The following is an 18,987-nucleotide window of genomic DNA, read 5'->3' as shown; positions in this document are numbered from 1 at the left end:
AGCCCTCGACCCCGTCCGCCCGGCGCCCGTAGACCCGGCCGGACACGGCCTCCGTCTCCCGGCCGCAACCGTGGGCTCTCGCCTCGTCCATGCGCTTTCCTCTTTTCGACACGAACCTTTGAGGACAGCACTACGGGCACGGGCTCGAGGATGCCTCGGGAACGCCAATCAAGATCACCGAACGGCGGGCGGCTTCCACCGCGATTCGAGCGAGCTTCCAACCCGCCGAGAGCCGGCCCGGCCGCCACCTCTGCCTGGCACCACCGCCGCGAGCTCGGCCCGGGAGACCGGGTACGGCTCGGCCTGGTCTCGCATCGGCGGTGGCGTTCGTGCCGTGGGCGGCCTACTGGAGCCTGCTCATCCCCTGAGATCCCGCCGGCGCCGACGGGCCACCCCGCACATTGAACAGCCGCACCTGACCACCTCAGGTCATGAGGCGTCGACGTGCGCAAGCCCGTACCGGTCACTTGCCCGGCGTCTGGTCGTGATCGCGCTCCGGTAGGCGAGCCCGAGAGCCACAGGGATCGGCCAGTCCAGCAGTTCTACACCCTTGGTGCGGAGGAACGCGTCGACGCCGGTAAGCAGCGGAACGATCAGCATGAACCGCAGGAACGGAGTATGGAAGAAGTACAGCTTGCTGCGGAGGTCGTCGCGGACCCACATCCGGTATCGGTCGGACACGAGCCTGCCGAACATCCGGTACAGGATCCACTGCCCGGCAGGGGGACGGTCCCTGAGCCGAGTGAGCAGCCCACCGCGGACGATGTCGAAGCCGTCACGCAGGGCAGGTCGCGTCTGCCTCGCTGCGGCGAGGTCCAGCAGGGGGCCCAGCAGTTCCTGACCCCGGTGCTCGCGAAAGCGCGGCGGATAGGCGTGCATCAGCAGGCGGCAGCGCCGCTCGTAGGCATCCATCACATCCCCGTTCCGGGCTGGAGTCGGAGTCGGAGTCGGCGCTGAGCGATGGCGGCCAGGCGGGCGAGCCGGATGGTCTCCCGGCTGGACCGCTCGATCAGTGCCCAGAAGGCATCCGCATCCATGAGACATGATCGTGGCATTCATGATCGTCCGCGTACAGATCACGACCGTCCTGATCCGTGGCTTGCGGAACTCTCGTCGCAGAGGTTTCATGCGGCCGGAGACTTGGTGAGCGCAGCAAAGGTCCAGACGTATCCAACGGCGGCCGACCGCTGGTTCTTCACCCTGCGGCAGCCGTCTCGCCGCGATGCGTGCCCGCCGGCGGGCGAGGACGGCAAGAGATCAAGAGATGAGGACGGCAAGAGATATCGGCAGGAATCGTCCCTACTAAAGAGACGCCTGCCGTATCGATTGAAGGATGTGACCGTGCCATCCGTGATCCAGGGTGGTCGTCATGCCACAGACAGACACGGCTGCCCGACCAGGCGGCAGATGGAAGACCCCTGTCCTCGTTCACCGCAACGCCTGGTTCCCAGGCCGGATCATCGGAGGGGCGGCGCTTGTCCTCGCCCCCCTCGTATGGTCGGCCGGGTTGCTTCTGCGGTACCTGGCGCTGAACTCGGTGGCCTTCACGCCCGAGCAGTTGGAGGCGTTCGACAGGCAGCCGTTCGCCGCCCCGATACAACTGGCCGTGTATGTGGAGAATCCCGCACTGGTCACCGCCGGCTATGCGTGCTTCGCCCTCGGCGCCATTCTGCTGTGTCCCGCCGTCATCACGCTCGCCCGGATCGTCGCCGCGCGAGCTCCGTGGTCCGCCCTCGTGGGCGGCACGCTCCTCGTCCTGGGCCTCTTCTCGCGCCTGTACTGGGCGGGCGTCGATCACACCGCCTTCCAGCTGATCGGGCAGCTGGGCCTTGAACAGACGACCAAGATCGTGATGGACACGTATGCGGACGTCTCCTACGGGCCGTGGAGAGTACCCGTCACGGCTGCCTTCGGCCTGTATATCGGCACCCTTGTGCTGGCCATCGGGGCCTACCGGTCGGGCACGTTCGGTGTGGGGCGTCTCCTGTTGTTCCTCTGGTCGGGAACACTGTGGACCGGCCATCTCAAGGAGAGCACCTTCATCGACGTCATCTCGGCAGGCGTCCTGTGTCTGGTGCTGGTGCCGCTCGGCATCCGGGTGCTGCGCGAGGCCGTCCCCGAGCTGTTGACCGAGCGGCTCCCCGCCCCCGGCCGCAAGCCCCTGCGGCTGGTGAGCTGGTGAGCTGTACGCCCACCGGATACGGCTGTCTAGGCTGATCAGGTGAGGATCGAGGAGATGCGTGATCGACTGGTGACGGTGGCGCTTCCCGCCGCCGCCTTCTGCGCCGGCTTCGTACCGGACGCGAGGCCGTACACCTTCTTCGGCCTCGCCTCGGTGCCCGTGTACATCCAGGGCGCGGCGATCGGTCTCCTGGCCGCCGCCGTGGCCTGGACGGCACCGCGGCGGCTCTGGCCGCTGTTGCTCGTCGCGGCCGTCGACTCGGTGGCGCGGTCGCCGGGGTTCCTGCTGTCCGTGGCGTCCTACGTCGCGGCGACCACGTATCGGCGCCCCCTGCACCTGACGGTCTTCGCGGTGGTCGCGAGCCTTCTGGCGGTGGTGCCCCAGCCTGAGGCCGAGTTTCTCTCCTCCCTGGGCGGCGCGCCGCTGTTCGTCTGGTTTCCGCTGGTGATCGGGCTGTGGGTCGGCGCGCGCCGACAGGTGGTGACCGGGCTGCGTGAGCGCGCCGAACGGCTGGAGCGGGAGCGAGCCGCCCTCGACGGACGGGCTCGCGCGCAGGAGCGCGCCCGCATCGCGCGGGACATGCACGACGTGGTGGCGCACCGGGTATCGCTGATGGTCCTGCGCGCGGGAGCGCTGGAGATCAACGCTGTGGACGAGAAGACCGCGGCGGAGGCGGAGCTCATCCGGGTCACCGGCAAGGAGGCCCTTGAGCAGCTGCGAGCGGTTCTCGGGATCCTCACCGAAGTTCCCCGGCGACCGCCGATGACCGGGGACGAAGTCCTCGAACCCCAGCCGACGCTGGCCGATCTCGACTGGCTGCTCAACCAGTCGAGGTCTGTCGGCATCCCGGTGGAACGGCGCGATGAGGGGACGGCGCGGGAGGTGCCCGTCATGGTGCAGCACACCGCCTACCGAACGGTGCAGGAGGCCCTCACCAACATCCACAAGCATGCGGGCATGGCCGCCACCCAGGTCGTGGTGCACTACCTGCCCTCGGCGCTGGAGGTCACCATCAAGAACTCCGTCCCATCGGACGACACGCCGGCCATGCCCGGCAGCGGCCTCGGCCTGATCGGCCTGCGAGAGCGGATCGAACTGCTGGGCGGCGGGTTCGCCGCCGGACGGGAGGCGGACGGCGGTTTCCTCGTGTCCGCGAGGTTGCCGACGTGATCCGGGTGCTCATCGTCGACGACGAGGCCCTGGTGCGGACCGGGCTGCGCATGATCCTGGAGGCCGCCGATGACCTCGAGGTGGTCGCCGAGGCGGCGAGCGGAGTGGAGGCGGTGACCGCGGTCGCGCGCCACTGGCCGCACGTCGTGCTCATGGACGTGCAGATGCCCCACATGGACGGCGTGGCCGCGCTCAAGGAGATCAACCGGTCCCCGAACCCGCCGAAGGTGGTCATGCTCACCACCTTCGACCGCGACGAGTACGTCTACAGCGCCCTGCGCGCCAAGGCCGCGGGATTCCTGCTGAAGGACACCGCGCCCCGTGACCTGATCGCCGCCGTCCGTACGGTGGCCGGCGGCAGCGCCACACTCGCGCCTACGGTGACCAAGCGGATGATCGACGCCTTCGCCGGACAGCAGGCACCGGACGCCCGCGCCGCACGCGCACGCCTGGCCGCCCTCACCGACCGCGAACGGCAGGTCGTCCAGGTAGTGGCCCGAGGGCTGGCCAACGCCGAGATCGCCCGAGAACTCAGCATGAGCGAGACCACGGTCAAGGCCCACGTCAGCCGCTCGCTCGCCAAACTCGGGCTGGCCAACCGGGTACAGATCGCCCTCCTCGTCCGCGATGCCGGGTAGGCCTGCGACATGATCACGTATAGCCGTGCGAGGGCCTACCGGAGCTCGTCTGACTCCTCAGAGGAGGCGTCTCCCCATGGCATGCCCCTGGTTATCCTCGAAGGTGATGCTGATCGCGGCATGGGAGGTGAAGGTGTGACGGAACGCAAATCACCCGGAGTCAGCTTCGAGACGTGGATCGACCGGCAGATCCGTGAGGCCACCGAGCGCGGGGAGTTCGACGACCTGCCGGGCGCGGGCAAGCCCCTTCCCGGCGAGGGCAGGCCGTACGACGAGATGTGGTGGATCAAGCAGAAGATGCAGGCGGAGAACCTGTCGTTCCCACTGCCGGGGACGCTCGCGCTACGCAAGGAGGCCGAGGAGTCCCGAGCGGCGGCGGTGGGCGCCCGGACGGAGGCCGAGGCTCGCAGGATCATCGAGGAGATCAACGACCGGATCCGCGAGAGCTACGGAAAGCCCCTGTCCGGTCCGCCGCTTCTCCAGCCGCTCATCGATGTGGAAGAGGTCGTCGGCGATTGGCGGGCCCGCCATCCCGCCGAGGAGAAGCCCGCCCCTGAACCGCCTCGCAGGAAGCGCTCCTTCTTCCAGAGGATCAGGCACGGCTGAGCCGTCGCCGTCCGGCGAAGACCGCATGCGCAGAGTGATCGACGGCACCGGGGAACGTGCCGGAGACCCGAGCTGTGTCCCGGACGTTCCCTCAGAGGGATGACTGCCTGCGTAACCGCAGGTCAGCCGCTTCGAACATGAGCGGACCGAGATCTCATCCGTCATGGTGACCGACCTGCGGTGATCGCCTGCAGCCGTTCCGAGCCGGGTTTTCGGCGTTTACCGTTTCTCGTCGTTCCGTAGTGCTTCTCGTGCCCATGTGCCCTGGGTGTGCCCTGCCCCGTAGACCCGGGTGGTCCTTGACGAGCGCACCAGCCGACCCGCCTCAGCGGGCGGAACTCCCACTGCCTGGGACTGCGGAACGCCTCCGAGACACCTTCCGTTTCCGTGATCACTATCCGGTGACGGCTCCGCAGCGCTGTCACCGGACGTCGCGACCAGCCGATCCGCCAGTTCTGGACGCTCGTAGCCTCGGAAAACCTTGCCGGCCGGTGAATCAGGAGCCGGCGGCGTTCCGGTCCCGATTCCGCCAGGAAGAGCTCGACGAGCCCGGCCGCGGACGTCTCCCCCGCCCCGGCATGCTCGGCCGCTGCAGGAGTCACCGGCAGCCTCCCAAGATCGCGATCCACAGGTCTCGGCGATTCCTCTACGGGCACCGCCTGAAGCGCTTCCGCCTCATAGGCGATTCATAGCAGCCCTATAACGCCGCCTGCTCAAATGATCCGCGACGCGAAAAGAACCTGCCTTGTCGCACGTGACGGCGCTCGTCCTGTGCCGGACAGCCTCGTGCGCGAGGACTCATGGGAGGCATCCTTTGGATACGACAGCAGCACCCATCATGCATGCCCGCGAACGGCTGGAGGAGCTGTGCCGCAGGCCCGGATTCGAAATAGTGCGCCAAGCCGCCTCAATCGCGCTGGTCGGCTCCTGGTGTCACGGCCTGGCGGATGAGTTCTCGGACGTCGACGTCTTCCTCTACGTTCCCGACGACCGATATCCGGCAGCGGTCGCCGCTGCGATCGAGGACGGCCTGGTACAGCCTGGTGGCGACTGGACCGTCTGGTACCGCAAGCCGTACGACGTCGCGTTCAAGGTCTGGGCGATGCGCGAGCTGCGCGAGGAGATCGTCCGCGAGCCCGTGATCGCCGCCTCCTATCTGAAGAAGGCCGAGGTGTGGCAGGATCCGGGCGGGCAGTTCGGTGCCGTCGTCGACGCGCACATGGCATCCTTCGCGGCCACCATGCCCGCCCTGATCAAGAGCCGGAGCCATTGGCTGCGCATGCGCATCAAGCATGCCAGGCTGGCCCGCGACCGCGGTCTGGCCGTGACGACCGACCTCGTCCGCGCGGACTTCGTCCGCGGACTTTATGAGATCTCCTTCCTGCTCGAAGGCGTCCCCTTCTGCCACCTCAAGTGGCTGGAGGCCAGATCGACGGCGGAGACGGAGCTGGGGCGGATCTTGCAGCCCGTCATCAAGGACATCCTCGCGGCCGACGCCTACGAGCCGATGGTGGCGAAAATGCGGGAGGCGTATCTCCTCACCCGCGAGGTCGCCATCCGGTTCGGCGCGCAGGACCCCACGCTCACCAATCCGCAGGGCGACATCGTCACCCGGGTCTTCGAGGCGGACTTCCTGTGAACGCCCTGATCCTGAACGAGCCGGGGCGGGCGCAGATCGGCCCCAGAACGCTGCGCAGGCTGCCGGAGGGCTGGCCGCGCCGGCCCTGCGCACGGCTGCGGATCCGCCCGGCGGGCCCCCTGATCGGAGCCGAGATCACGGGGGTGGACCTGGGCGCGCCGCTCGACGAGGAGCTCAAGGCCGAGCTGAGAGACGCGCTGCTCGAATGGAAGGTCCTCTTCTTCCGCGGCCGGCGCGTGACCGGTGCGGACCAGCGCCGGCTGGCCGAGGTCTGGGGAAAGGTGGAGACCTTCCCCTTCCTGTCGAAGGGCAGGTCGCCGGATGTCGTCCGGTTCGCCAAGCATGAGGAACGTCCGGGCCTGGAGAACACCTGGCACTCGGACGCCACCTGGCATCCCACCCCCAGCATGGGGGCGGTGCTGCGGGCCGTCGAGGTGCCGGCGGGCGGTGGCGGCGACACCATCTGGTCCGACGTCGCCGCGGCCTACGACAACCTCGACCCCGAACTGGCCGCGTTGGTCGACGGCCGCGAGGCGGTCCACCACTTCGACTGGCTCTACTCCCGGCTGGGGCTCCTCGAAGGTGAGGAGCTCGACAGGGCGCGGGCCGACTTCCCGCCGGTGCGCCATCCGATCGTGCGGACCCATCCGGTGACCGGGCGCAAGGGCATCTTCGTCAACCGGGTGTTCACCGAGGGCGTCGTGGGACTGGAGCACGGCGCGGCCAGGGAGCTCATCGACCGGCTGTGCCGGCATGTGGAGACGCCGGAGTATCAGGTGAGGTTCCGCTGGGAGCCCGGCTCCGTCGCCGTCTGGGACAACCGCGCCACCCAGCACTACGCGGTCAACGACTACTACCCGGAGCGGCGGGTCATGGAGCGCATCTCCATCGCCGGCGACCGCCCGCGCTAGGCGCCGTCGCCGTTCACCCCGGCCGAAGGGCCGGCACGACATCATGGGGGACAATTGTCGTCACATCCCATCCCGTGTGACTGCCGTCATCAGGAGTTCGTCGGCTACGTGCGGCGATCCGGAGCGAAGCGCATCGCGACGCTCGGTCCCGAGCGGACGAGCAGCGAGCTGGCGGCGGATTACATCCTGGAGCGCTTCCTGGGCGCCTCCGGCGGGTCGGTGAATCTGCACCCGAGCTTCGAAGAGGCGTTCGACTCGGTACTCGCCGGTCACGACGACCTGCTGGTGGTGCCGCACGCGTACGGGAACATCAACTACTTCTACACCGAGCCGCGAGCGGCCGTGCGTTACATCTTCCTCCACGAGACTCCGCCCTACGGGCTCGTGACGAGGAGGGGATGGGTCACGGGGGGCGGCGCCGGCCTGACCGTGGCCTGCCACTCGGCAGTCCTGCCCCTGCTGGAGCGGATGCTGGAGCGGGCGGGGCACCGCGGGGCGGAGATCACGGTCATGAACGCCTCCTCCAACAGCGTCGCCGCTCAGTCCGTCCACGACGGGCTCGCCGACATGGCGATCACCAACGGCAGCTCCGCCGACCACTACGGCCTGGAGTTCGCCGCGGTGCATGGCCCCCTGGACCTCAGCTGGACCGTTTTCTCCGGAAAGGACTGACGATGACCGTCACGACGATGTTCCCCCAGCTCCGGTCAGTGGAGCTGGCCGAAGGGGTGCGTGCCCGGGCCTTCGCCGCGGGCGAGACCCTGGTGCAGGTGGTGGAGATCGCGCCGGGCGCGGTCCTGCCGCCGCACAGCCACGACGAGGCGCAGGCGGGCATCCTCGTCTCGGGCCGGCTGACGCTGCTGATCGGGGAGGAGGAGCGGGTCATGGAGCCGCTCCGGACCGCCTACATGATCGCCCCGGGCGTGCCGCACGCGGCGCGCAACCCGACCTCCGAGCCGACCGTGTCGATCGATCTGAAGAGGCTGGTCGACAGGCCCTGCTCCAGTGGCTTCATCGAGCTCGGCGACCGGAAGAAGACGAAACTGGGGCTGTTCAACGAGTTCTTCGTCGGCGACTGGTTCGAAATCATGATCAGCACGCTGGAGGCGGGCGGTCAGATGCCGGACCACCGGCACCGTCACGAGCAGATCGGCTACGTCATCGGCGGAGCCGCTTACCGGATGACCGTCGGCGGCGAGGAGCACGAGCACGGTCCGGGGGACGCCTACTACGCGGCTCCGATGGTGAGCCACAGCGCGGTCAACGACTCCGCCGAATCGAGCCTCAACTTCGTGGCCTTCATCCCGCCTCGCTACCACAGACCCGCGGACGACGGCTCCCCTCTGCTCGCCTCCGTCCCTACGGCGGGAGAGCCCGCGTGAGGCCGCGCGCCTCCGGAGCGGACGTCGCCGAGCGCGGACGGCGGGCGCCCCGAGACGAGTTCGAGCTTGAACTCCTGGTCATTCTGCAGGACCTGCTGAAGCGGGATGACCTGGGCATCGAGGACGACTTCTTCGCGGTGGGCGGAGATTCCCTGCTCGCCGCCGTGGTCGTGGCCCGGCTCAGGCGGCACTTCGGGATCCGGCTCGAACCCGGCGTCGTCTATCGCAGTCCCCGGTTCCTGGATCTGGCCGGAGTGCTCCGCAGCGGCGGGGCGACCGCTCCCCAGCCGATCTTGTTCGATCTGAGCCGCAGCCCGGCGGATGATGCGCCGACGCTCTACTGCGCGCACGTCCTTGCCGGGACCGCGGTCAGGTACCTCCAGCTCAGCCAGCGTCTCGGAAGTGACGTCACCGTGTGCGGCGTTCAGTCGCCCGCTCTTGGCCGCGATCCGGTGCCGGCCGTCTGCCTGACCGAGATGGGTGCCCGCTACGCACGCGAGATCGCCACCCGCGACCCGCGGGGCCCCTACTATCTGGCGGGCTGGTGCTTCGGCGCGTTCGTCGCCCTGGAGATCGCGCACGCGCTGCGGCGTCAGGGCGGGACGGTCGCCGGCCTCACCCTGATCGATCCGGCCACCCGCGAGGGAGAGGAGGAGGTCGACGAGGTGGCCGAACTGTTCCCCGCGCTGTGGACGATGGTCGACAGCCGAGAGCACTACCTGTCCCTGTCTCCCGCGGATCGGATCCGATACATGCTCGACTGCGGGCTGCGCAAGGGGCGGATCCCACCGGGCACGACCGCTGAGATGCTCCTGGGATACCTGTCGATCCGCAGGGCACACGCCGCGGCCATGGACGCCTACGAGATCACCGAGCCGTATCCGGGCGAGATCGAGGTCGTCTACAGCACCGAGCGCAGCCCCCGCTACCGCGAGCGCCTCCTCCACGAGTGGAAGGGGATCGCCTCCTCCCTCGTGCTGACGCCGATACCCGGTTCGGACGCGCTGGTCGAGCCCGGCGTGTCCGGTCTGGCCGGGAGGCTGCTGCTGAGCACGCGCGGAGCGGGAGCCTCCCGTTGAGGTCCCTGCTCGAACGGGTCTTCGGCGACCACCTGGCCGGCAGGCTCGTCCTGCAGGTGGGCCTCACCTCGATCGGGACCGGTTTCTTCATCGCCGCCGGCACCGTGTTCACCATCAAGCACCTGCACCTCTCCGTGGCCCAGGCGGGGGCGGGATTATCGGTATCGGGCATCGTGGCGCTCGCCACAGGAGTTCCGCTGGGGACGGTGGCGGACCGGGTGTCGCCGCGCCGGCTCTGGCTCTGGTCCATCCTGGCCAAGGCGGTCCTGTTCGCCTTGTATCCCTTCATCACCGGGTTCGCCGGCTTCCTCGCGCTGATGGCCGCCTTCGGCGTCGCCGAGTCGGCCGCCGCGGCGGGGCGCAGCACGTACACGCTGGAGGTGCTGCCCCGGGAGACCCGGCTCAAGGCGCAGGCGCACATGCGGGTCGCCCTGAACGCGGGCATCGCGGCCGGTTCACTCGGGGCGTCGGCCGTACTGCTGCTGGACTCGCCGCGGGCCTACGTCGGCCTCGCCCTCGGCAACGCCCTCACCCTGCTGCTGGACGCCTGGTTCATCGCCAGGTTGCCCGACGCGGAACGGGCCGGAGGAGGGTCGCGCCCGAGGGGACGGCAGGCGCTGATCGGGGACCGGCCGGTGCTGGCGCTGTCCCTGCTGTCCGGCTTCCTCGCGACGAACAGGACGGTGCTCGCGCTGCTCCTGCCCGCCTGGGCGATGGAGATCGCGGGCGTGCGACCTTCGGTCGTCGCGGTGCTGTTCACCCTCAACACCGCGATGGTGATCTTGCTGCAGGTGCCCTTCGCGCGAGGGGCCGACGACCTGCCGGGCGCCGCAGCCCGGCTGAGGCGCGCCGCGCTTGCGCTGTGCGCCTGCAGCCTGGTGTTCGCGGGCACGCAGTATGTCCCCGACGGGACCGCGGTGGCCCTCCTGGCAGCCGGCACCGCCGCCCTGACCTGCGCCGAGCTCTGGCATGTCGCCGGGTTCTGGGGGCTGTCGAACGAGCTGTCGCCCGCCGGGTCCCGAGGCGCCTACCTTGCGCTGTTCCGGCTCGGAGACAACGTCGAGAAGGTCGCGGCCCCCGTCGTCCTCGTCGGCCTGGTGTTCGCCCTGCGCGGGTGGGGCTGGCTGGTGATGGCCGCCGCCTACGCGATCGCGGCGGCCTGCGTCCGGCCGGTGACCGCCTGGGCCGCGCGGACCGCGCGGATCGCCCCGGCTGCGCACCGCGCCCTGATCCACGAGACCTGACCCGCGGGTCCCTCTCGCCCATCGCCTTTCAGGAGAACCTATTGTCACGGCATTCCACACTCGCCGCCGTCCTCCGTCACGCGCGCGACTCTCCCGGGCGGATCGCCGTCGTCGCCGGGCAGGAGGAGCTGACGTATGCCGGTCTCGTCCGGCAGGCGGCCGGCTGGGCCGCGGCCATCCGCCGCACCGCCGCCGCCGACGACGGGATGGCGCGATCCCCCGAAGGGCCGGTCGCCGTCCTGCGCGGCCGCGACCCGGGCACCGTGGCCGCGCAGCTGGGCGTCTGGCTCGCGGGCGCGACCTGCCTGCCGATGGATCCCGACACCCCGCGCGGCAGAGTCGAGGCCATCGTCGCCGCGGCGGGCGTGTCCGCCGTCGTCACCTGCCCCGACCTGGCCGGTCGGGTGCCCGCCGGCGTCCCCGTCCTCCTCGAACCCGCCACCGGAGCCACGGAGGCCCCGGAGATGACCACCGATCCCGACGCCGTCGCATATCTGATCTTCACCTCCGGAAGCACGGGCGTCCCGAAGGGCGTCATGGTGGGCCACCGGAGCCTGGCCCGGATGCTCGCCTGGCATCGGGAGAAGTACGGCACCGGCCCCCGGGACACGGTCTCGGCGTTCGCCGGGCTGGGCTTCGACAGCTCCGTCAAGGAGATCTGGTCGGCGCTGTACGCCGGAGCGCGGCTGGCCCTGCCGCCCGTCGACGTCGTCCGGGACCTGGACGTGGTCCGCGCGACGCTGGCCCGGCACGCGGTGACCCAGAGCTTCCTCACCACGGCGCTGGCCGAAGGGCTGCTGGCCGAGCCGGACGCGGCCCGCACGCTGCGGACGCTCATCGTGGCCGGGGACCAGCTCCGGCGCTGGCCACCCCCGGACTTCCCGGCCGCGGTGTTCAACGAGTACGGCCCGACCGAGGCGACGGTGGTCACCACCGCCACCGAGGACCTGCGCCGGCAGGTCCCCACCGGACTGCCGCCGATCGGGTCTCCCGTCGACGGGGTCGAGCTGATGCTGGTCGCCACCGACGGCACCGTGATCACCGGCGAGGGGGTGGAGGGGGAGCTGTGGATCGGCGGCGGCGCCCTCGCCCTCGGCTACCTCGGCGATCCGGAGCTCACCGCCGGGCGATTCGTCCGCCGCGCGGGATCCACCTGGTACCGCTCCGGAGACGTATGCCTGCGGCGTCCCGACGGGCAGTGGCAGTTCGTCGGACGGCGAGGTGGCATGGTCAAGATCCGGGGGTACCGGATCGACCCCGGGGAGATCGAGGCGGCGCTGCTCGACTGCCCTGCGGTGTCGGCGGCGGCCGTCGTCGTCGCGCACGGCGCCACCGGCCCCGTGCTCGTCGGATTCCACTGCGGAACGGCGACGGAGACCGAGCTGCGCGTCCGGCTCGCCGACCGGCTCCCGCCTTACATGATCCCGACCCGGTTCCAGGCCGTGGAGCGCCTGCCGCTGACCTCGCACGGCAAGATCGATCGAGCCGCGCTGGCGTCCCGCGTGGACTGGACGGGTGGCGCCGCCCGTACGCCGGCCACCGCGACCGAGCACGCCGTCGCCGCCCGTACGCCGGCCACCGCGACCGAGCACGCCGTCGCCGCCATCTGGACGGAGACGCTCGGCGTCGCTCCCGGGCCGCAGGACGACTTCTTCCGGCTCGGAGGCCACTCCCTCGACGCGGCCAAGGTCATCGCCAAGGTACGCGCCCGGCTCGGGATCCCGCTGGCCGCCGACTCGCTCTACACTCACCGCGAGCTGGCGGCGTTCAGCGACCTGGCGGACCACCTGCGCCGGAACGCCGGCCACGAGCTGGAGGGGACGCCATGACGCTTCCGGTGGTCCTCGTCGTCGGAGGCGCGGGGTCCGCCTCTCCCATGGAAGTCGCCGACGCGGCGGCCGGGCTCTGCCGCCCGCTGTTCGCCTACCGGCGCTCCGATCCCTCCGTGTCCACCCGGCTGATCGAGCTGTTCGAGCTGCTGGGGCCCGCGGTCGACCTCGACGACGCCGGCGATCTGCGGCGGCTGGGGGCTCGGGGCATCGTCTCTTTCAGCGATGCGGGAATCGGCCAGGCCGCCGCGATCGCCGAAGAGCTGTGCCTGGAGTACCACAGCTCCGCCGCGGCCACCGCGCTCACCGACAAGTCGGTGCAGCGTGCCGTGCTCGCGGCGGCGGGAGCGGAGTCGGTGCGGCACGCGCGGGTCAGCTCGTCGGCGGACGTGGGGCCGGCTCTGCGTAGCGTCGGGGTGCCGGCGGTCGTCAAGCCGGTCTCCGGATCGGGAAGCCGCGACACCTACCCGGTGTCCGACGTCCCGGCGGGGTCCGCGCTGCTTCGAGAGCTGCTGGCCGACCGGCCGGGGACGGCGTACATCGTCGAGGAGCAACTGTCCGGCGACACGAGCGTGGCCGGTCCGGCCTGGGGCGACTACGTCTCGGTGGAGACACTGGTGACCGGCGGCCATCCTCGGCCGCTGGCGGTCACCGGTCGGCTGCCGCTGGAGGCCCCGTACCGGGAGACGGGCTTTTTCGTCCCCGCGACGCTGAGGCCGGAGACCGTCTCGGCCGCGGCCGAGCTCGCCCATCGGGCGATCCGGGCCCTGGGCGTCACCTCGGGGCTGGTCCACACCGAGCTGAAGCTCACCGCGACGGGGCCGCGCGTCATCGAGGTCAACGGCAGGCTGGGTGGCTTCGTGGCGCCGCTGCTGCGCCGGGCGGCCGGCGTCGACCCGGTACGGCTCGCCCTCGCCGCGGCACTGGGCACGGCGACGCCGCGCACGCTGTCCTACTCCTGCGTGGCGTTCCAGCGGCTCGTCCTGCCGCGGGCCGGGGCGGTGCGGGTGGCCGGCATCCGAGGGGTGGAGGACCTCGGGCGCGTACCCGGCGTGGAACAGGTCCGGATCTCCGCGCTGCCCGGCGCGGAGGTCGACTGGAGGGCGGGCTACCACGGCAACCTGGGCCTTGTCGCGGGCGCGGTGGAAGACCACGGACAGCTCTCCGCCACCCTGGACGAAATCACGCGGGTTCTCCGGGTGGAGTACGTCTACCGGGCGGAGGTGGGGTAGGCATGCGGCCCATCGAGTCTCCGGCGACGATCGTCCGCTTCGAGTTCTCCACCCAGACGCCGCCGGTCTCCTTCCGGCCGCTCAGCGACCGCTTCGGGGCCCGTGTCGACCACGTCGTGGACCCTCTGGAGCATTCGGGGCTGCACGAGGAGGTGGTGCCGGTGGACGCCCAGGCCCGCCACTGGGCCGCCGTGGCACAGTCCCTCGGCGGACCGCCCTATCTGCTGCTCGGCCACTGCTCGGCCGTCTCCCTGGTACGGGCCACGCTGAGGCGGCTGCCGGCGCACGTGAGCGGCCGGGCCGTCGTGTTCGACCCGTCCGTCCCGACTTCCGCCACCGTGGCGGACCTCATGCGCGAAACCACGCGGAAGTACTGTGCCGACGCCGGCTGGGTCGAGGAGATCATCCCGTCCGCCCGACCGGAGGCGGCCGGGTTCCCGGCCGAGTTCGCGACAGCACTCGCGCGGCGCCTGCTCACCGAACACGGCCTGCCCGCGGACATCGCCGCGGATCTGGCGGCGCGGCAGGCGCGGTGGATCTCCTACTGCGCCGGCGCGAGCGCGGAACCCGACGACGGGGAGAACGAGGACCGGATCGTGGTGGTGCTCACCGACGAGACAGAGGAGCGGTGCGGCCCGGCGGGCGCGGCGATTCGCATCGCGGGCGGCCTGCCCGCCGCGATCGGCTCGGCCGAGCTGTACCGGCGGCTCAGGCACAGCCCAGGCTCACCGACCCGCCGGACGGAGGGTGAGCCGTGGACCTGAAGCTGGCCGGGCGGGTGTACATCGTGGGCGGAGCGTCGCGCGGGCTCGGCCGGGCGACGGCCGAGGTGCTCGCGGCCGAGGGAGCGCACGTCGTGCTCGCGGCACGCACCGCGGGCGCCGCCGAGCAGGCGGCCGTCCGGCTGCCCGGACCGGGCCGCGGCATCGGCCTGCACGTTGATCTGTCCGCGCCGGAGACCGCGACGGCGCTGGTCACCGCCGCCCTCGACACCTTCGGGCGTCTCGACGGGGCACTGGTGAACACGGGAGGCCCGTCGCCGGGACGCGTCGAGACGATCACCGACGAGCAGTGGGGAAGCGCCTTCGATGAGATCTTCCTCGGGCCGGTACGGCTGATGCGCGCGGTCGCGGGCAGCCTCGGCCCGGGCGGCTCGATCCTGGCCGTGCTGTCCACTGCGGTACGCGCCGGGATACCGAATCTCGACATCTCCAACGGCCTGCGCCCGGGGTTGGCCATGGTCGCCAAGTCTCTGGCCGATCAACTGGGGCCGCGGGGGATCCGGGTCAACGGCCTGCTGCCGGCCTGGATCCGGACGGACCGCACCGCCGACCTCGGGCGGCCGGACCTGACCGGCGGCGTGACCATCCCGGAGAATCTACCGCTCCGCCGGTACGGGGAGCCCGAGGAGTTCGGCCGGGTGGCCGCCTTCATGCTCTCGCCGGCGGCCTCGTACCTGACGGGAACGATGCTCGCCGTAGATGGTGGTGGCTTGCGGGCCCTATGACCGTGCCGGTCGATCGGCGCCGACCGCGCGGGCGGAGCCGATATGGTGATCACCATGGGGGCCCGCGAGGTGGAGTTCAGAATCCTGGGCCCGTTCGAGGTCGTGGTGGACGGGCGGGCGGTGCGGCTGAGCGGGCAGCGTGCCCGGGCGGTTCTGGCCATGCTCGTGGTGCACCACGGGCAGATGTTCACCATCGAACGCCTGGCCGCGATCTGGGGCGCCGACCCGCCGGCCACCGTGCGCAACCAGGTGATGATCGCGATGGCCACGGTACGCCGGGCGCTGCGGGAGGCCGGTGTCGAGCCGCAGCTCATCGAGACCATGGGTTCCGGCTACCGGCTGCGTGGCGGTCTCACCGACGCCCAGCGAGCCGAACAGGACATCGAGCGAGCCCGGCAGGCGGCGAGGGAAGGGCGACCGGCCGAGGCCAGCGACCTTTTGAGCCGGGCACTGGCGTGGTGGCGAGGTCCGGTGCTCGCCGATCTGGAGCTGCCGGAGGCGGAGGCCTCCGTGAGCCGGTGGGAGGAGCTGCGGCTGGTCGCCCTCGAAGAGCGGGCCGAGCTGGAGCTGACGCTGGGCCGGCACCGCGACCTGACCGGCGAGCTGGCGGCGCTTCTCGCCGAGCAGCCGCTACGGGAACGCCTGCGCGGGATGCTCATGCTGGCCCTCTACCGGTCGGGGCGGCGCTCCGACGCGCTGGAGATCTACCGCACCGGACGGATCCTGCTGGCCGAGGAGCTCGGCCTCGACCCGGGGCCCGAGCTGCGCCGGCTGGAGGCGGCCATCCTCGCCGACGATCCCGGCCTGGACATCCCGCCACAGCAGCAGGCGCGGCACACCCCGGCCCCCGCCGAGCTGCCACCCGACGTCATGGGCTTCGTGGGGCGCGAACGCGATCTGGCCGCGTTGCGGCGCTACGCCGTTCCCGACAGTTCGACCATGGCCGTCGTGACAGCCGTCACCGGGGCGGCCGGGGTGGGAAAGACCGCCCTCGCCCTGCGTTTCGGCCACCGGACGGCCGACGAATTCCCGGACGGGCAGCTCTACATCGACCTGCGGGGGCACTCGCTGCGTCCGCCGATGGCGCCGCTGGAGGCGCTCACCCGGATGCTGGGATCACTGGGCGTGCCGGCCGAGCAGATCCCCGGCGACGAGGAGAGGGCCGCGGGCCTGTACCGGTCACACCTGTCGGGCAGGCGGATACTCGTACTGCTCGACAACGCCCACACAGCCGACCAGGTACGACCGCTGTTACCGGGCGCTCCGGGCTGCCTCACCCTGGTCACCAGCCGGGACGCGCTCGCCGGGCTGGCGGCCTCCCATGGCGCCCGGCGGCTCTCCCTGGGCATGCTCGGCCACGCCGAAAGCCTGAGACTGCTGGAATCGGTGATCGGCGCCGAGCGCCTGGCGGCCGAGCGGCGAACGGCGGAGGAGATCGTCCGGCTCTGCGCCCACCTGCCGCTCGCCCTGCGCGTGGCCGCCGCCACCCTGGCCACCCATCCGCACTGGTCGCTGGCCGGCTACGGCACGGCTCTGGCCGCCGGGCGGCTGGACATGCTCCAGATCGACGGCGACATGGCGGTGCGCGCCGCGTTCAGCCTGTCCTATGCGCGGTTACCGCCCCCCGCCCGGCGGCTGTTCCGGCTGCTCGGACTGGTCCCCGGACCCGACGTCACGGCGCCGGCCGCCGCGGCCCTGGCGGGCATCGACGTGACGCAAGCCGAGCGGCTGCTGGACCGGCTCGCCGCCGCTCACCTTCTCACAGAGCATCAGCCGCACCGCCACACCTTCCACGACCTGCTGCGCCAGTACGCCGGAGAACTCGCCCGGCAGGAAGACGACTCGGAGAGCCGCCATGAGGCCGCCGAACGCCTCGGCGCCTGGTATCTGGCCAGAGCCGCCTGGGCGGCCGAGATCGCCTATCCGTCGATCACCCGGCTGCCCGCCCTCGAAGCGGTCGTTCGGCAGCCCGCCGTACAGGCGCCGGACGAGCACGCCGGCCGCTCGCCGGACGGGCGCGGCGCGGCCGCGGACTGGTTGCGGGACGAGCGTGCGAACCTGATCGCGATCGCGGTCCACGCGGCCGAGCACGGACCGCGGCACCACGCGTGGCTGATCGCCGATGCCCTGCGCGGCCACCTGTTCCAGCACATCGACATCGCCGACTGCGTGGCCGTCGCCGAGGCGGCCCTGCGCGCCGCCACGGCCGAGGGCGAGCCGTCCGGCCTGGCGACGGCGCAGCTCTGCGTCGGCGCCGCCGCCCAGCTACGCTCCGACTACGGTCAGGCACGCGCCGCCTACGCCGCCGCCGCGCGCTACAGCGAACAGGCCGGATGGCCTCAAGGCGTCTCCGCCGCCCACAACAACGCCGCCTCCGCCTGCCACGATCAGGGCGAGCTCCAGCCCGCCGTCGACCACCTCGATGTCGCCCTGCGGATCAACCGCGACATCGGCAATGTCTACGGCGAGACGAACGCCCTGAGCAATCTCGGCACCATGCACCTCGAACTCGGCGCCCTCGGCGAGGCGGAACGATACTTGCGCCATGCCGTGGCACTGCACCGGACGCTGCGTGGCAGCCCGCTGAGCTCCTCGTTGAACGAGCTCGCAACCGTCCGGCGCCTCCTCGGGCACCTCGACGAGGCCTTGGCCCTGGCCACCGAGGCGCTCGCACACGATCGCGCAAGCGGCCTGCCCGTGCCCGAGGTCAAAAGCCTCGCCACCCTGGCGGAGATCCACCGCGACGCGGGCCGTCTCGGCCCTGCCCTCGACCACGCGATCGCGGCGCACGACCTGGCCGAGAGCACCCATCATGTCTACGCCCTGTGCACCGCGGCGAACGTCCTCGGCACCGTCCGTACGCTGGGCGAACGCTACGGCGAGGCGGCGGACGCGCATCAGCGGGCCCTCGAACTCGCGACTGAGGCGGGCATGCGCTACATGCGAGTCCGGGCCCTGCTCGGGCTCGCCCGCGCGCACCTCGGTACAGGCCGGCGCGACCTGGCGCTCTCCCTCGCCGACGAGGCGCTGGAGCTGGCCCGCCCGACGAACTACCGCCTCCAGGAGGGCGCCGCGCTGGCCGTGGTGGCGGAGATCGGCCGAGCGTGGGAACAACGTTCCGCCCGGCCCTCGTGATCGCCCGTCCACTGCCCGCGCCCGAACTCCTCAGCCCGCCGCCGGCCGCGCCCGGCGGACCGGTCGCCCTGCACGGCGACCGGTTCGGCGAGCGCGGCGGTGCACATCGTCGCACGGTCCGCCTGTCCTTCTCAGCTATGGATCTTCGAGGCAAGTCCGCCGTCCTGGCGGGCGGATTCCGCACCGAGTCGGCCGCGAAGCTGAGGATGCGGCTTCGGGGGCCGGGGCGAACGTCGTGGATGAGGTGTCGCGTTCCGTGGACGCCGTGTTCGACAGGTACGACAGGTACGACGGCACCTACCCGAACGAGCGCGTCCTTGCGGCGGAGCCGCCGTCCTCCTGCCGCCGCCCTCCTTCGTGTGCCCTGAGGCTCAGGGCACATATTCGGGCTCATGTGCCCTGCCCTCGTAGATCCGGGTGATCTCCGATATGT

Annotated in this window: 16 protein-coding genes; 15 read left to right on the top strand and 1 reads right to left on the bottom strand. The window is 71.1% G+C overall.

The window, feature by feature from the left end; all coding sequences use genetic code 11:
- Positions 1–429: 429 nt before the first annotated feature.
- On the bottom strand, positions 430–912 hold the full coding sequence (locus tag SROS_RS17830) for a hypothetical protein (protein ID WP_012890344.1): 483 nt from the start codon (positions 910–912) through the stop codon (positions 430–432).
- 595 nt (positions 913–1,507) lie between these two features.
- Here SROS_RS17830 and SROS_RS17825 point away from each other — a divergent pair.
- The 15 genes from SROS_RS17825 to SROS_RS17755 all read left to right on the top strand — a co-directional run bounded on the left by SROS_RS17825 (position 1,508) and on the right by SROS_RS17755 (position 18,554).
- Entirely contained in the window at positions 1,508–2,182 is a 675-nt protein-coding gene (locus tag SROS_RS17825) for a hypothetical protein (protein WP_218919866.1), read from the top strand.
- Positions 2,183–2,236: 54 nt separating this feature from the next.
- Entirely contained in the window at positions 2,237–3,352 is a 1,116-nt protein-coding gene (locus SROS_RS17820) for a sensor histidine kinase (RefSeq protein WP_012890342.1), read from the top strand.
- A complete protein-coding gene (locus SROS_RS17815) occupies positions 3,349–3,990 on the top strand; it encodes a response regulator (protein ID WP_012890341.1) in 642 nt (213 codons plus the stop codon). Before SROS_RS17820 ends, SROS_RS17815 begins: the two co-directional genes overlap by 4 nt.
- A gap of 135 nt (positions 3,991–4,125) precedes the next feature.
- Positions 4,126–4,596: a DnaJ family domain-containing protein gene (locus SROS_RS17810; RefSeq protein ID WP_012890340.1), complete on the top strand. Its 471-nt coding sequence runs from the start codon at positions 4,126–4,128 to the stop codon at positions 4,594–4,596.
- An 838-nt stretch (positions 4,597–5,434) separates the two neighbouring features.
- Positions 5,435–6,235 carry a nucleotidyltransferase domain-containing protein gene (locus tag SROS_RS17805; protein ID WP_012890339.1) on the top strand — a complete coding sequence of 267 codons (801 nt, stop codon included), beginning with the start codon at positions 5,435–5,437 and terminating at the stop codon, positions 6,233–6,235.
- Entirely contained in the window at positions 6,232–7,146 is a 915-nt protein-coding gene (locus tag SROS_RS17800) for a TauD/TfdA dioxygenase family protein (protein WP_012890338.1), read from the top strand. The genes SROS_RS17805 and SROS_RS17800 overlap by 4 nt, the downstream gene beginning before the upstream one ends.
- Before the next feature lie 108 nt (positions 7,147–7,254).
- Complete coding sequence (locus SROS_RS50975) at positions 7,255–7,818, top strand: type 2 periplasmic-binding domain-containing protein (protein ID WP_012890337.1); 564 nt, start codon at positions 7,255–7,257, stop codon at positions 7,816–7,818.
- Positions 7,819–7,820: 2 nt separating this feature from the next.
- Complete coding sequence (locus SROS_RS17790) at positions 7,821–8,528, top strand: cupin domain-containing protein (protein ID WP_012890336.1); 708 nt, start codon at positions 7,821–7,823, stop codon at positions 8,526–8,528.
- A complete protein-coding gene (locus SROS_RS50970) occupies positions 8,525–9,607 on the top strand; it encodes a thioesterase domain-containing protein (RefSeq protein WP_012890335.1) in 1,083 nt (360 codons plus the stop codon). The genes SROS_RS17790 and SROS_RS50970 overlap by 4 nt, the downstream gene beginning before the upstream one ends.
- Positions 9,604–10,851 (top strand): MFS transporter, encoded by a 1,248-nt coding sequence (locus SROS_RS17780; RefSeq protein WP_012890334.1) that lies wholly within the window; start codon positions 9,604–9,606, stop codon positions 10,849–10,851. Before SROS_RS50970 ends, SROS_RS17780 begins: the two co-directional genes overlap by 4 nt.
- A gap of 41 nt (positions 10,852–10,892) precedes the next feature.
- Positions 10,893–12,680, top strand: coding sequence for a non-ribosomal peptide synthetase (locus tag SROS_RS17775; protein WP_012890333.1), 1,788 nt, complete (start codon positions 10,893–10,895; stop codon positions 12,678–12,680).
- A complete protein-coding gene (locus SROS_RS17770; RefSeq protein ID WP_012890332.1) occupies positions 12,677–13,912 on the top strand; it encodes an ATP-grasp domain-containing protein in 1,236 nt (411 codons plus the stop codon). Before SROS_RS17775 ends, SROS_RS17770 begins: the two co-directional genes overlap by 4 nt.
- Before the next feature lie 2 nt (positions 13,913–13,914).
- The gene (locus SROS_RS17765) at positions 13,915–14,676 is read left to right on the top strand and encodes a hypothetical protein (RefSeq protein ID WP_012890331.1); all 762 of its coding nucleotides are present in this window, start codon (positions 13,915–13,917) and stop codon (positions 14,674–14,676) included.
- Positions 14,667–15,419, top strand: a complete 753-nt coding sequence (locus tag SROS_RS17760; RefSeq protein ID WP_012890330.1) for an SDR family oxidoreductase — start codon at positions 14,667–14,669, stop codon at positions 15,417–15,419. Before SROS_RS17765 ends, SROS_RS17760 begins: the two co-directional genes overlap by 10 nt.
- A 42-nt stretch (positions 15,420–15,461) precedes the next feature.
- Positions 15,462–18,554, top strand: coding sequence for an AfsR/SARP family transcriptional regulator (locus SROS_RS17755; protein WP_012890329.1), 3,093 nt, complete (start codon positions 15,462–15,464; stop codon positions 18,552–18,554).
- The last annotated feature ends 433 nt before the right edge of the window (positions 18,555–18,987 follow it).

This window comes from Streptosporangium roseum DSM 43021 (assembly GCF_000024865.1).
In the GTDB taxonomy this organism is placed as follows: domain Bacteria; phylum Actinomycetota; class Actinomycetes; order Streptosporangiales; family Streptosporangiaceae; genus Streptosporangium; species Streptosporangium roseum.
Note: the sequence above shows the minus strand (reverse complement) of the source record. Positions and strands in the feature narration are given on the sequence as shown.